The sequence below is a fragment of the Helicobacter brantae genome (assembly GCF_003364205.1).
In the GTDB taxonomy this organism is placed as follows: Bacteria; Campylobacterota; Campylobacteria; order Campylobacterales; family Helicobacteraceae; genus Helicobacter_G; species Helicobacter_G brantae.
This window is the reverse complement of record NZ_NXLV01000018.1, coordinates 1-16,506: the sequence shown is the minus strand read 5'-3', so window position 1 is coordinate 16,506 and position 16,506 is coordinate 1. Positions and strand designations below refer to the sequence as shown.

The 16,506-nt window shown below is 39.1% G+C and carries 4 protein-coding genes; all 4 read right to left on the bottom strand.

The genetic code is table 11. The features are described 5' to 3' along the window. Window positions 1–1,007 precede the first annotated feature (1,007 nt). The 4 genes from CQA58_RS07425 to CQA58_RS07410 all read right to left on the bottom strand — a co-directional run bounded on the left by CQA58_RS07425 (window position 1,008) and on the right by CQA58_RS07410 (window position 16,167). Entirely contained in the window at window positions 1,008–2,666 is a 1,659-nt protein-coding gene (locus tag CQA58_RS07425; protein ID WP_115570083.1) for an amino acid ABC transporter ATP-binding/permease protein, read from the bottom strand. Continuing rightward, window positions 2,667–4,364, bottom strand: a complete 1,698-nt coding sequence (locus tag CQA58_RS07420; RefSeq protein WP_170126770.1) for an ABC transporter ATP-binding protein/permease — start codon at window positions 4,362–4,364, stop codon at window positions 2,667–2,669. A 171-nt stretch (window positions 4,365–4,535) separates the two neighbouring features. Further along, a complete protein-coding gene (locus CQA58_RS07415) occupies window positions 4,536–5,255 on the bottom strand; it encodes a YebC/PmpR family DNA-binding transcriptional regulator (RefSeq protein WP_115570081.1) in 720 nt (239 codons plus the stop codon). Window positions 5,256–5,760: 505 nt separating this feature from the next. Further along, a complete protein-coding gene (locus CQA58_RS07410) occupies window positions 5,761–16,167 on the bottom strand; it encodes a hypothetical protein (protein ID WP_147288624.1) in 10,407 nt (3,468 codons plus the stop codon). Window positions 16,168–16,506 lie beyond the last annotated feature (339 nt).

Sequence of the window (16,506 nt, the reverse complement as noted above, 5' to 3'; positions counted from 1 at the left end):
AAGGGCTTGGGCTTTTTTTTTGGACATTGAGTTGGGTGTGTGGGTGGATTTTAGCCGTTGGAGGCCAAGATGGATTTCTTGATGATTTTCATTGCGGTTATTTCTGTCCTTGTTACTCTCTTTCGAGAGGAAATAAGGAACTTTTTTAAAAAGTAAAATAACCGACGTTTTGAACTCGGCACAGGGGGCTACCACCCCTGTGTTTCTCATCTTGCCATTTTTTACTTTTTATTCTCTTTTATTTTCCCAAAGAAAAAGACTTACCCCTCCTCACTCCCCTCAGCCCAAAAAGAAAGTCTTGCTCCTTTCTTTTTGTCAATAGGGGAGAGTCTCGCTCAATCTTGAGCTATTCATTTTGGAGAACAAGGCACTTCTGCCTTGTTTTTTCTCCAAAATTTCATCAACGCTCAAGGCGAGAGGGTGGGTGGATAGGGGTTGAGAGGATTTGCAATCTTGATTGAGATTTTGTTTGGTGATTGTCTATTTTTGAGTTAGAATATTCTCAACCATTTGGTAGGTGGTTATTTGGACTCGGTCCTACAATCGAATAGCTCAAGTCTCTGTTGGGGGACTTGAGCTTTTTTTTTGGACATTGAGTTGGGTGTGTGGGTGGATTTTCGATTGTAGGAGTCCAAGATGGATTTCTTGATGATTCTCATCGCGGTTATTTCTATCCTTGTTACCCTCTTTCGAGAGGAAATAAGGAGTTTTCTCAAGAAATAAGAGATGACTGCCATACCGAGTTCAACACAGGGGACTACCACCCCTGTGTCTTTTTATCATTTTTGCCTCTTTATTATTAGATTTTAGAATATCAATTTTGCTCCCAAAGAAAAAGCTTACCCCTCCTCACTCCCCTCAGCCCAAAAAGAAAGTCTTGCTCCTTTCTTTTTGTCAATAGGGGAGAGCCTCGCTAAATCTTGCTCTTGAGGTTTTTATCTTGCTCCTCAAACCCCCTTACCACAAGCAAGGCGAGAGGGTGGGTGGATAGAGGAGTGATGAGGGGATTATTCTCTCTGTAATCTCCCCTCACTAAGTCGATAAACCCTATCGCAGATTGAGAGGGTAGAGGGGCGATGAGAGATGATGAGGATTGCCATTGAGTGGGAGAGATTTTTTAGAGTTTTGAGGATAAAAGACTCATTTAAGATATCAATATTTGCTGTGGCTTCATCAAGCAAAAGTAGTTTGGGTTTTTTCAAAAATACTCTAGCAAGTCCGATGCGTTGCTTTTCTCCACTTGAGAGATTGTCTTGCATATCTGTGATTTTGGTATCAAATTGATTGGGGAGTTTTGAGATAAGCTCATAGATATTTGCCTCTTTTGTTGCATTGATAAGCTCTTGCTCTGTGGCGTTGGGATTGGCGATTTTGAGGTTTTCTCTAATTGTTGTGGCAAATAGATAGGTCTCTTGAGAGAATAGATTGACATTGTGATAGAGGCTTTGATGAGAGAGAAGCTCTATGGGAAGTCCATTGTAGAGAATCTCCCCACCGCTTGGATTGTAAAAGTGCATAAGGAGTTTGAGGATTGTTGTCTTTCCACTTCCTGATTTCCCATAGATTCCACTGATTTCTCCTTTTTTGATTTCAAAATTTATCTCTTTTAAGATTTGTTTATTTTCATACTCAAAGCTTAGGTTTCTAACTTGCAATTCTTCAAACTCAAATTCCTCACTTCCCTCACGCACTAGGGGTTTCTCATCTAATAGATCCAAGATTCTACGCCCTGAGGCAAAGCTCATTGCAAGATTGTGAGGGAGATTGGCAAGAGCAATGACGCTTCCAAATGATGAAGTTAGAGTAACAAAACCCAAAATATTCATCACATTCTCAACCCTCCCTTGATGGGCTAGAAAGGCAGTGAGTAAAATAATGCAGAGATTAAGCAAGATAATTGCACTATTGCAGAGGTTTTTAAAATATGTGTTTTTTTCCTCCAAGGCGTGGCTGAGAGAATTGAGAGTTTGGGTGGTGGAAGAGATGAGTTGGATTTGCTCTTTTTGTCTATTTTGAGAGAGGATTTCATAAGAGCCAAAAATGCTTTGAAGATAGATTTCTTGAGAGCTAGAGAGCTCTTGGCGATAATGTTCTCCTAGCAAGTGATTGGAGTGATAGAAAAAGTAGGGGATCACAAGTCCAATCAAAAAATAAGCAAACAACGCAAACACCCCCAAAGCCCAATGGATATAGATCCCCAAAAATAAAGCTGTAATACTTGAAGTGAGCAATGCGATTGCAAAGGGGGTAATGGTGTGGGCATAAAAAATCTCAAGCGTTTCAATATCACCTTGAAGCATACTTAAAATTTCACCTTTGTTTTTCTCATCAAGTTTTGAGGGGGAGAGCTTTCTGAGGATTGCAAAGATTTTTTCCCTCAAGATTGCTAAGAGTTTAAAAGCCAAAAGATGATTGAAGTATTGTTCAATATAACGCACCCCTCCTCTCAATGCTCCACTGATGAGAATGATTGAGAAGAGTTGTGTATAGCTCAAAGAGATAGGCACTTCAAGGTATTTCAAAACAGCCAAAGAAGCAAAAATGCTGATATTCATTGCCAAGATGAATCCCAAAGTTCCATTAAAAACGGCGATTAAAATAGAGGGGATAAACTCTTTGATGAAGACTAGAAGTCTGATGATAAGGGTAAAAGTATTGTATTTCATTTAGATTTCCTCAAGTTGTTTTTGTTGATTGTAGAGAGTGAAAAACTCTCCTTTTGCTCTCAAAAGCTCTTCTGCATTGCCACTCTCAATGATATTTGTATCTTTAATGACAAAAATACAATCGCTAGAGAGTGTGTTTTTGAGACGATGAGAGATGAGAAGAATGATTTTGTCTTTTGAGAGATTTTTGATGAGATTGATGATAATCTCCTCACTTTCTCTATCAATATTGCTTGTAATCTCATCAAAGATATACACCTCATAATCCTTGCTAAGATAGAGAGCTAAGAGCAGGCGTTGTTTTTCGCCTCCTGAGAGGTTGGAACAAGAGGGGTTGATACAAAAATCTAGTCCATTATTCTCTAGGACAAAATCTTTAAGCCTTACTAAGGAGAGAAGTTCATAGATTCTCTGCTCACTTATAGAGGGATTGTAAAATGCAAAAAGCTCTCTTAAACTTTTGCTTAGCAAAAAACTCTGATTGCTAAGATAGGCGACTTTTTCATAGAAGCTTTGGGGGTTGATTTGGCTTAGTGGAGTGGAGTTGTAGAGGATTTCTCCACTTGTTGGGGTGAGTGAGTTGGTGAGGAGTTTTGAGAGTGTGGATTTACCACTTCCTGAAACTCCTACAATGCTATAAAGCCCACGATAGAGCGTGAGATTGAGGTTTGTGAGTATTTCTCTATCCTCATAAGAGAAGCTAAGATTTTGAGAAGTGATTGAAGTGAGAGGCGAGGGTAGGGGAATTGTAGGGGTTTGAGGGAGTGGGAGAGAGAGGAGAGTGAGGATTTTTTTCCCTGCTGTAACGCCATTCATTGCGATATGAAAGGCACTTCCAAGCTGTCGCATTGGCAAGAAAAATTCTGCCCCTACCAAAATCATAAAAAGCACCATATACACACTTAGTCCCTCACGCATTGCCTGAAGTGAGAGGACGATCCCTATCCCAGCACCAAGATAAGCGACAAGATCCATTATGGTAACCGAAGAGAGTTGCATTACTAGGACTTTCATTGTAACCTCTCTAAATCTTTGAGCTTGATGACTCATTTCTTTTTGCTTAATCTCATCATAATTAAAAATCTTAAGCTCTTTCATTCCCCTTGCACTATCCAAAAAATAATCCCCCAAAGAGAGATATTCTCCCCAATAAATATGAAAAATCTTTTTTGCCCATTTGGAGATTGCGATGATTGAGAGAGGAATGAGGGGGATACAGAGAAGATAGGTTAGGGCAACTTTAAAATCTAAGAATGCAAAAAGGACAAAGAGAAGCATAGGGGCAATAAGGGAGTAGAAAAATGAGGAGAGATACACTGAATAATACAGGCGTAATTGCTCAATCCCTTCAGTGGATAACTGAGCCATTTCTTGGATACTTAGAGGGGTTTTGGCTCTCAAAGATAGAAAATGGGTATAGCTTTGAAGTCGCAGTTTTTGAGTCACATAATCTGCCAAAGTCGCACTAGCCTCTCCTTGGAGAGAAAGAGAAATGGATTTGAGATAGACAAAAAAACACACCACAAGCAAAGAGAGTAGGGCATAGAGTGGGAGAGAGTGAATGAAGCAGTAAAGCGAGAAGATACACAAAGCAGTGATAGAGAGATTACAAAAGAGATTGGCTAGGAGCAAGAAAAGGGATTTGAAAACCAAGCCTTGCTTTTCTTTGATAAAGGCAAATAATTGTCGATCAAGCATATTGTTTCCTATGATTATGATATTTATTATCATAATTGTATCAGATAAAGATAAGAATTATTCTCAAAAATTAAAAATAGAGCTTCAAAAAAATAGAAGAATGAGGATTGTATGAGAGAGAAGTGGGAACTAGAGAGTGGAGAAGTCCTCTAGCTCAAAGGCTAGAGAGAGTTATTCAATATTGGTATAGACTGCTTGGACATCATCATCTTCTTCGATTTTGTCCAAAAGTTTTTCAGTTTCTGCCATTTGCTCTTCACTAAGAGTGATAGGAGAGTTGGGAATCCTTTGCAAACTTGCCTTTTGCACAGGGATTCCTAGAGCCTCAAATCCCTCATTGAGTTTGCCAAAATCAGTATAATCCCCATAAGCGATATAAGTAGTGTTGCCATCAATCTCTACACTTTCAAGCTCTTGAAGTCCATAGTCAATCAAGGCAAGTTCAAGCTCTTCAAGATCCATCTCAGGCTTAGCAAACTCAAATACACTTTTGCGTGAAAACATAAACTCTAGTGAGCCATTTGGCACGATAGAGGCATTGGGAGTTTTGTTGAAATAGCTTTTGACATTGGCGATTGTTCTTGTGGGGTTGTCTGTGGTGCATTCAATCATAATAAGCACCCCATGAGCAGCCTTGCCCTCATAAGTGATTTCACTAAAGACTCCATCTTTTCCACTTGCTCTCTTAATCGCTGCTTCAATATTGTCCTTTGGCATATTTTGAGCCTTAGCATTGGCGATTGCTGTTCTAAGTTTGGCATTCATATCAGGATCACTTCCCCCTTCTTTGGCAGCCACGGTAATGGCTTTGGCAAGTTTGGGGAAAATCTTACTCATCTTATCCCATCGTTTTTCTTTGGCAGCACGGCGATATTCAAACGCTCTTCCCATAGTTATTCCTTATTGTTTTGATTTATTTTAGAGATATGAAAATTTTATCATAGCTTTGAGGAGAGTGGGGATGGATTGAATGTTTTTGTTTGAATAATTGGGTGTTCTAGATTTTTATCTCTGAGTTTTTTAATCACTCAAAGAGGGCTTTTGCCCTCTTGCTCTAAACTCTGTAATACTCCTCCACCATTTCAAAGAGGGTTTTTATACCCTCTTGCAATAGGCTAGGGGAAAAACTTTGTGATACTTCTTTTGCTAAAGAAGTATCAGCAAATCTTTGCTAGAGTGAGCTAAGCCCACTCCAAATAATGAAAAAACCAACAAAGAAAAACAGAGCCTTTTTAAGATAAAAATCTCAATAAAGCAGTAGGCTCTGTGATACCTCCACTTCCAAGAAACCCTCTCTAAAAATTCTTGAAGATTAGAGGTATCAGCAAGACTACTATCTATCTATACTATATTAAGCCCTTATCAAAAAGGGCTTGATTAAGGGGTTTCTAACCCCTTACTCCTTCTCTCCTACCTTCAAAGGCAAAGGCTTCTCAGGCTTTGGCAAAGGCTTAGTAATATCTCCAAAGCTAAATCTAGCTCCAATATTAGCTTGATAATCTACATTTCTCTTCCCACCAAAGCTTCTCTCAGCATCAAGATAGACTCTCCACTGATCTGTAAGGATAAGGTTTGTTCCTACATTAAGCACTGCTTTTGTATCATTGGCAATACTTGTGCTTGCTTCAGTAATACTATCATAGAGAGTGATAGAGTTATTATCATTGACACTCTCATTGACTAAACTTACTCCTAGCCTAAAGTCAGCTCTAAATCCACTTTGAGTTTTTAGAGAGTATCCTTGAACGATTCCAATTCTAGTATTGAGTGAGAGAGTGGTTTTAAGATCTCCTGTGATATTCATTCCACCAATATTACCCATAGCAATGTCTTTCACTCCAAAGATTACTCCTCCAATCGCTTCTGCTTGAGTTTCAAAGTAGAAGTTGCTCTCTCCCATATAGGCTCTATATCCTACTTCAAGTCCTAAAGAGAGTGCATGACTTCCAAAGCTAGAATCAGAACTTCCATTTGGAGAGAGTTTTTGATCTGTATAGAGATACTTTCCGATAGTATCTACATACAACCCACTATCAGCGATATAGGCATTATAAAGAGCCACACTATAAGTATTTGCCTTTCCACTATATTGATTGCCATCTATATCTACAATTGAAGTAGAGAAAGCCACACCACTATAATTCTTAGCTCCAATACTAGGAGTGCCATAGTCATATCCTAGTTGGATATTAGTATAGAGGTTTTTGCTTCCCTCTCCACTATCACTTCCATTAAATACTCTTATCCAAGCTCCGTGATTGTAGTCATTATCTCTTAAATCTCCCATTCTCTTATTGAGATTATTAGTCTCAATTAGAAGCATTCTATAAGGATTAGAGATGATAAATCCACTCTCATCCACTAGCTCTTGATTGGTAGAAGTATCAAACCTAGAGAGAACCCAGCGATGAGTATTGCTAGTAGAAGTATTCTCTTGTGTGGCTTCACTCCAGGTATTGCCATCTACACTCACTTGGTGCTCTAAAGCTGTGGCAACATAGCTCAAACCTTGCTTTCTCTCTGCACCCTTAACTTCTCCATAAGAAGTATCTGCACTCACTAGCACAATGGCTTCACTATCACTTGTAGAGAAAGTTCCACTATTGAGAGAGTAATCTTTGGCTGTGATGTAGAGAGTAGTTCCTGAAGTGATGACACTTGCTTTGATTTTATCGCTCTTAGAGTTGGCTTGATTGTCCGAATCAATGATTGTTCCAAGCAAGACTTGTCCTCCATTACCACTAAGGCTTCCTACCTCTAGCACTCTTAAGTCTTTGGAAGTATCATCACTCACTGCCTTAGAGCTACTTCTAGGAGCTGAGGTGAGATCTAGGTTGTAGTTGGTGCTAGAGTTAGAAAGAGAGAGGCTCATCACTCTTGAATCAGCTGTAAGCGTCCATTTAGCATTATCATTGAATGCAAAGGAGTTGGTATAGGTATTTGAATAATTACCCTCAACCTCACTAAAGACTTTAGCCAATTTCAAAGAACCTACTAGAGAAATATCTCCACTCTCAAATCCTGCGATATTTGAAGCATAGTAGGTTGTGCCACTCTTACTCATATCAATATCAAGACTTACACTTTTGCCACAGAGAGCTGAGAAATCATAGCTTGAATCATCGCCTCCACCTTTGATAGTTATATCATTGGAGTTTGCTCCAAAGACAAGGTTTTTCTTAAGGCTTCCACTCAAAGCTCCTGAGTAATTGACATTCTTAAATGCAAGGACATTAGCCGAGTTATCTGTTCTGGTTTCATTTTGATCTACATTGATAGCTCCATTGATTGTAGAGTTTTCAAAAGTGAAACTTCCTGCTGTGGCTTCTTGTGGTGTTCCACTCTTTTGTAGCCCTATATTGCCCAAGAATATATCTCCTAGAGTTCCTACTGAATAGAAGGTATAGTTAGAATCCTTACTTCCACCCTCAATCCTAAGATTGTTCATTCCGCCTTCAACTGAGTTTGCACCAATGAAGGTGATGTCCTTATTGGCACTCCCCTTGATAGCAACCTCATTCTTTCCACTACTTGCTTTTAGCACTGCATAACCTGAGATATTTGGATCTTCTTTATAGTCTGTTCCGTGAGAGACTAGGTTTTTTTCTCCTTCGATAATTTTTGAGTGGTGCGTATTGCTAGAATCAAACCACTCTTTATAAGCAATCCCTTGATTTGCATTGGTGTCGCTTGTGGAGTTGAAGACGATATCTACTCCATTATTGCTCTCATCAATATCTCCCACAACGCTTACTCCTCTAAGTCCTAGATAGCCCTTAACATCATTGCCAATGACTTGCTTTGTGCTTGGAGCGACATTATTCATTGCAGTATTGAGAGTATTTTTCATATTTGTAGTAAATGTAACTTCTTTTGCCCCTAGATTGCTAAAGATATAGCGTGATTGGGCTGAAGTATTGACAATAACATCAGTGCTTCCATTCTTATTGAGTTGATTAGGCTTTCCACCCATATTAAAGATAAGGTATTGCTCAATTGTTTCTCCTCCACCCCAAGAAGATTGCTGATTATGATCAAGATTTGTGTTGATAAATCCAGTGTCAGCATAATTTCTGGCTCCTATTACATAGGTATCTACAAGTTGAACTTTTGAGTTTCCAAAAATTGTCGCATCTTGTTCATATTGACTTGCCACTCTATCAAGCACCGATGAATCAATCACCCCACCACTAATGAGCGTATAGGCATAATTTGCACTATTATTAGCATCGGGCAAGAAGCTCAAATCAATTGCACTACCATTGCCATTTGCACCATTTGCACTTACAGAGCCTTTGCCAATCAAAACTAGATTGGTTTGTTTGGTTGTTGTTCCAAGTTTGTAGCCACTATTGTTTGTCAAATTTTCATTGGAGAGTGTATGAGCCGTGCTTAAATCAAGATTGATTCCCAACTCATTTTTAAATTGAGAGTCAATAAAACTCTTGGCTGTTTGTGTAAGCTCTTGAGCATTTGTGCTGATAGCAACACCTTCTTTTTTCTCTTCCATTACTGCATTGAAAAAGAGTGTTGTGGAAGGAGTGATTTCATTGGGTTTGAGAACTGGTGCATCAGGATCAACAGGTGTCTGAGCTAATCCACTTACAGCGATATTGCCCACAATATTGGAGTTATACACATAAGTTTTCCCTCCTGCGTTTTTGATTTGCTCTAGGCTTACAGAAGTGTGATCGAAATCAAATCTTGAGCTAGAGTTTCCTCCTGAGAGAGTGGCTAGGGCTATGTTTGCACCTATTGCACTACCAAGATTGTCAGTTCCTAGTGTAACTATACCCTCATCATTAATCTCAATCTTCTTCCAATTTGCCCCATTTGAATCACTTGAGGTTTGAGAATAGTAGAATGTATCATCAGCAAGATTGTTTGCTGTTCCATTGTTATTGACTGCTGTCTTCCCATCAAAGCTATGGGAGTTTTCTCCGATGAATTTCATTGTCGCTGTAACTGTGTTATCAAGCGTGATATTTCCATAAGCTTTGGATTCCAAAGTCTTAAGCTTTGTCTCACTCAATGCTCCACCTGCATTACTTGTAGCATAGCTAGAGGCATAAGAGTTTGAAGAATTGATATATCTTACTCCTGTGATAGAGTTATCAGTGCCATCTGTTGGAGCTGTTGTTGTGCCATTGACAAATATTGCATCGATAGTGGAGTTGTTAGCTCCTGTTGTATTAGCCATTTTACTGACAGAGAGGTTGAATGTATCTGTTCCTCTTAGGGTGGCTATATCTTGGATACTAGCAGTTTTACCTAGATTGCTATGATTATCATTGTTTGTATTGTCTAATAGAACTGAACCACTTTTGAGGATAGTGTTATAGAGTCCAAAAGTGATTTTTCCCTGTGTTCCATCAAACTTTTGATTTGCTTCAGATACAGCAAGGGATTGCTTCCCAATAAATGTCATCTCACCATTTTTCATAATGACATTTCTGACATTTTCTGTATCACCACTTCCACCAGTTGCAGTGATAATATTTCCACTTAAAGCAGATTGGTTGATCTTATCCTCTGTGGTGAGTTGATCTAGTGTGAGTGAGTTTGTTGTTGTCTGCGTCCCACTTCCTTTAGCAAATACAAATTTCTTGAGATTTGTATTATTCTCTGCCCAGAAAGCTGTAGTGAGCTGAATGTTTGTCCCTCGGATATTCCAAACGCCTTTATTCCCCCAATCTGCAATGTTTGCATTTCTAGTCGTGCTTGTAAGCTCGACAATAAGGTTGGGATCAAGGTTGGTGAGTGCGAGATTGACTGCAAAATTGCTTACTCCACCAATAGCTCCGATAGAGAGAGTTTTTGTGGTTTGTTGTCCATCTTGTGGATTTGTGGGTTTTGCGATTTGAATATCTTTGAGCGTGATAGAGTTCCCTGAATTGACTTTGAGGAAGAGATCGTCTGTAACCACAAACTGATTTCCTGAGAGATTAAGACTTGCACTTCCAATATCAAATGCTCCTTGAAGAGTAAGACTATTATTCTCATTGCCTACATAATTGCCAAGATTGATACTTGTGAAGTTTGATTGAGTTCCACTGCTTTCATAAGTTTTCCCCTTCACTCCTACACTTCCACTTGTGTGAGAGAGTGTGATTGTCCCACCTGTGGCATTGCTTGTATCAATGAAAACATCGCTATTTGTGGGTTTGGCAAAAGAATAGTTTGTCATCTCTGTGCTATCAAACACACCCTCTCCACTAATAGTTACATTCATTACTCCTCTTCCTGCAAGAGTTCCATAGATTTTATTGGTGTCATTGAAAGAGGCGTTAATCTCCCCTGCATTTGCTCCACTAGGTTGATCTTCGCTCTGAGAGAAATTACCCACAAAGCTCATAGAACCCTCAGCGATAGAGAGTGAGCTATCTTTGGAAACATTGCTTAGAGCTGTAGGGGTGCTACCATTGTTTTGAGAGAGGATAAGAGTTCCTATCGCTCCATTATCACTTACAGCTGTGAGATTAAATCTCGCATTTTCTTTGAGTTTGACATTGAGAGTGTTGTTGTCGGCAACCAAAGAGCCTTTATCTTTGAAAAAGAGAGAAAGCCCTAGAGGTTTAGAGCTATCACTTTTGTATTCTCCCATAGCGATAGAGTTGGCTGTAAGGGTGGCTTGTTTGAGTGTTTCTCCTAGCCCTGTGCTTCCTCTATTGTTATCACGATAATCAAAGCTTAGATCTAGCTCATAAGTGTTTTCAGTGATAGATTTATCAGCATTTGAGGCAGTAATGTTTGTGCCTTGGAAGACTAGCTTTGTGCCCTTAAGGATATAGGAAGCTTCTTTTTGAGTAGAGAAGTCATCTTCTGTTGTCTTTGCACTTCCAATCCCACTAAACCCTACATCATTAGCCAAAGATTTGACAAACTCACTTGGATTGGCGTTTGCCCCTCTTGTAGCATTGCTATCATCTCCTAGAGTGAGAGTAGGGGCGTTTTGGAAGGTGAGGGTGGATTGTCCATTATCTGTATAGTCAGGAGCAATCTTATATCCTGCTTGGATATTGTCTGTGAAAGTTGTCTTGGTTGTCCCTGTGAGATCGAAAATAAGTGTTTTTTGACTAAGGATACTATCTGTCTCTCTATTATCAGAAGTGAGGATTTTTCCACTAATTGCTGAATTGTTGTTTCTAAAGTCTAGGATTGCATAATCCCCTCTAAAATTCCCTTTGATTTGAGTGTTATCCACTAGGATTGTAGCTTGAGTATTGGCGATTTGCTCTTGATTGATATATCCTGCGTTTTTGAATTTAATCACGCTATTGCTTGTAAGCCCTGTGATGTTTCCTTGATAGACTTGATAGTTTCCAAATCCATAGTTTGTCTTTCCTTTTAGGGCTTCTGTATAGTCAAAAAGAAGATGATAGGTTGTTTGCTCTCCTGCTTGTCCGATATTGACATTAGAAGCGATATTTCCTAGAGAGTTTGCATCAGTTACGCCACTCTCTTGCACTGCTACACCTGTCCCACCTAAAACATTGCTACCTGTAAAGATTGCATTGATTGTGATTCCTGCTCCTGTGATAGTAGGGGTTGTTCGTGTTGTCCCTGCTTTGTAGAGCGTGAGGGTTTTTGTAGTATCTGATCCCAAATCAAAGTTTGTTGTTCCAATCAGATTGATTGTCCCCTTTCCTTGTTGAGCTCCACTAGAATCTGCGTTGATAATATTTTCTAGCTTGAGATTTCCTGCATCAATGAAAGTGAGAGTAGAGCCTGAGCTATTGCCAAGCTTTGTGGCATTTGTATCAGTGGTATCAAATCCGTGAGAATCTGAGCCGATGAAGAAGATTTCTGTATTTGCACCATTGAGGGCAACGACTGCATTATTTGCTAGAGTTAGACTAGAGTTTTTAGTCGTATCCAAATCTTTGATATATCCAATTTGTGAATAATCTGCACTTGAGAGATTTCCAAAGGTATCACTATCGCTAAAATAGTTTCCATTGGTTTTTAGAGAAGTTAGGGTATTGGCATTTGCTACATTATCCATACTTACAAATACAAGCTTATTGAATGTTAGGCTATCAAGATTATCCCCTCTTGCTTCTCCAAACTTGGTTTGGTATCTTCCATCACTTGCAAACATATTACTAAGTGTGCCACTGATTTGCATATCTTCATTTGCATGAGAGAGATCAAAGGCGATTGTTCCTTTGATGTTTTGCAAAGATGAGCCATTGGTTGTGCCATTACCTGCATTGAGATCACTATCGCGGAAAGTTACGACTGAAGAAGCTGAACCACCTTTGAGGACATTGCTATTGTTTAGAGATTGGGCTTGATCCCCTACAAAAAGGACATTGAAGTTTGAACCTTTGAAATCAATCCCACCATTAAGTGAGCTTTGAGCGACTTTGAGAATAGAGTCAGAGAGAGCTCCATTGGCATTGGTAGTCATCAATTCTTCGCCATATTTATCTGTAACATAGTTTCCATCACTTGTCATAGAAGAATCTTTGATGAAAGTTAGATTGAAAGTAAGCTTTCCTTGAGAGCCACTTCTTTTAACAAGATTATTTCCATTGGTAAGAGAAGTTCCTTGAAGTGTGATTTGAGCATTGCCACCACTATCACGATTGAAAAAAGTTCCTATTTTTGATCCATCAAAGGCTGTTGTGTTACTTGCATTGATGAGTGTGAGTTTGCTACTTCTGTCGGCATTATTCCAATTGCTCAGGCTATCATTTTCCCAAGCACTTTCACCAATAAAGGTTAGATTAAAACCTGATTGTGTATCAAAACCTTTGATATTGGCAGAGGATTGAGCAATATAATTGTCTGCACCCAAACTTTCATCTGTGATATTGTAATATCCACTATTATTGTCGGAGACATTTGTTTGGAGATTTGTTCCTTTTGCAAATACCATATCAAAACTTTGAGTATCAAGAGATCCTGTGAGTTTAGAACCATTACTTACAAGCTTGAGTGAAGTTCCTCTAAGCTTGAATGATTTTGCTAAATTATTGTAATAACCAATATTCGTATTTAAAACAAGGGTTGCACCAGTGTTGATGAGCTGAATATCTCCTTGTTTGCTCTGAATCTTTAGCTTAAGTGTTGGATTATTTCCTATATCGGTTTTCATACTGCCATTGACAATAATATTGCTTCCACTAGCTAGATATAGTCCTGAAGTGTTCATCTTCCAAGTATTGCCATTGGTGAAATTGAGGTTAATGCTTGTGGCATTACTTGCCCAAATATCTCCCTCAAGATTTGTGTTTGAGATATTGAGGGCACTATTGGAGCCAAGGTAGTTGGTTTGAGTCAAACCACTGAGTTTAAGAGTCTTTTTGTCTGTGGCTGTTCTTGTAGCTGTGGAGTCATCATAGACAAAAACACTTGCTCCACTACCGACTGAAGAAGCTCCAAATGTGATAGTCGCTGAGTCTTGCCCCAAACTATCCCCTCTAAGGATAATGCTATGTCCTGTGTTAGCATTTGAGCTTAAATCAATATCCCCATAGAGTTTGCTATCTTCTATTGTAACTCCCTCAACCTCTCCAATATTGCTTCCAAAAACAAAGTCATATTTGTAGCTATCAAAGTTTAGGTTTGTGGTATTAAGGGAAGTTCCTCTGAGAGCTAGGGTGGTGGCAGAGGTAGAGAGAGCGGAGATGTTTGTGTTTTCAGAATTTTGCCCATATCCCTTATTATTTACACCATTTCCACTAGGATTATCAAAGTTTGTCAATCCTGATTCTTGAAGTGCGTTGATGAGGGTTTTGCTACCTGCTCTACCTGACTCCACTCTCAATGCTCCATTGCCATCCATTGTTCCATTTTGGCTGTATTTGACAAGGTTTAGCATAGTGTATTTGGCTGTTTGATTGTCAGCTGTTGAATTTGTAGAATCTGTTTTACTTGCATCACCTACCACTGCACCTTCAAACTTCACAGCTTTTGTATTGCCTGTGAAGTTGAATGTTATATTTTTGCTTCCTGCTCCTACGATATTGGCATTATCTGTCCCCACTTCTGCTCTAAGTCCATTTTTGCCATTGGAGAAATCTAGCATTATGGCTACATTATCATTACTTACTCCCAAATCCCCACGGAAGGCAGTGTTAAAGAGGACTAGATCTCCTAGAGCATTGTTGATTTGAGTGCGTGTGATATATCCTGCATTTGCAAAGTAGTATTTACTATCATTTGTCCCACCATTGATAATCCCACTATATCCTTGCTTATCTCCTCCAAAGTCATAAGAGCCATCAGTGAATATAAAGCCGATTTGTTTTTTGATATTGTCATTCGCACTTCCGATATTTCCTGTGGAGGTGTTGGTGTCGATTCCGTTACCTGAAGTAGTTGAGCCATTTGTAAGCTTATAGTTTGTCCCTCCTGCATTGGCTCTAATCTCATTGCCTGTGATATAGCCATCATTATTGCTATCCACCCAAGTGGCATTTCCAAACATTGCTCCAAGGGTGAGGTTATTGAGAGAGTTGCTAGTGCCTACGATATTGTCTTTTGAGGCAAATAGGGCGTTAGAGCTATCTCCGACTTGCATATTTGTATGGGTAAAGAGGAGAGTTCCATTGAGGTGGTTGTGTGCTGTATCACTTTGAGTATCTACTGCGATTTTAAGTCCTGCTTGTTCTATTTTTTTGTAGAGGGTGTCAGTTGCACTAAGTCCAGTGCTTAAATCTAAGGTTTGGCTTCCACTATTTTGGAAACCACTCAAAATATAAACCGAATTTGCATTTCCACCACCGATAGTGAAAGTTGAAGTGGTATTGGTTTTTGCATTCCCTTTGAAATCAAATGTGAGGTTATTTGTCCCACTTCCAAAGAAGCCTTTATCTCCCAAAGCCCCTCCATTGATTCTTGTGGTAGAGTTGGCTGAGAGATCGAAAGTTCCTACAACTCTTCCATTGTAGCTACTATCCACCACTCCCTCATTTGAGCCAAAGGTTTGTCCTGCAGTGTTGGTGAAAGTGATAGAGGAGTTTGAGCCTCTGTTTGTGCTATCACTACTCTTAACCACTCCTACAAAACTTGCATTATCAAAAGTGATAGAGTGATTTCCATTGTTTTGATAAATAATGTTTCCACTCATTGATGAGCCATTGGAGAAAGAAACAATGGAGTTTCCATTTGCCAATCTTAGATTTCCTTTGAGAAAAGATTGACTATTTGTAAAATAGGCATAGAGCTTTGAAGTTCCTCCATAAATACTTCCCGTTAGCTTTAGAATATTTGCATTGTTATCGGCTTGAGAAGTGTTGGATTGATTGGCGTTAATGTAAATTGAGGGGGTAGAAGTAGCACCATTGTAGATAATGTATTTTTCATCAGTTCGAGAACTGCCTGACATATCAATTTCAATATATGGAGAATTAAGATAGTGTTTTCCATTTCCATAATCACCTAGATAGAGATTAATAAAATTTGCAAGATTTCCTTGGGCTTGGAATCTAAAACGACTTGAAATGCGTGTGAATTTATTGCCCTCATCCCACATTCCTATAAAATTTGCATACTGAGAATCTGTATTTCCACTAATATTGGCTGTAATATCGAAAAAACCATTTCCCTCAAAGCTAATACTCATTGAGTTTGCTGTAAATATTCCCTTAGCATCATAGGCATTTGTTGGGGTAATGACATTAAAATTCATTACGACATTTGCATTATTGTTGGCTTGAAAAATTCGATTGGCTTTAGAAAGACGAATTACAGAGTCAATATTGACATTAATTGTCGTGTCTGTATTCCAAGTCCCACCATTGGGAAATGGAGGATTTTGAGTATAGTCAATCGTGGCTCTTGAAGTCCTCAAATCCACCACAGGCGAATAGGAAGCTAGGGTTTGAACTTTGGAATCATTGGGATTGCTTGAGGTGGTGGAGAGAAGCTGAGTGAGAGCTTCATCACTTTCAGCCGAGAGGGCAAAACTAGGAAGTAGGGTTGAGAGTCCTAGTGCAATAAACTTGCTGTAATTGGGGCTATTCTCTCTATACCCCCCCCCCCAATAGTCGTATTCTTCTTATTGTGTCTTGGCATAAATTACTCCTTGAGTTTTATAGTGTTTTTATGTCTTTACAAAAATAAACCAAGATTTTATCATAAATCAATAGTAAATAAACAAAAAAAGTTAGACAAATCTTGTGGGGGGGGG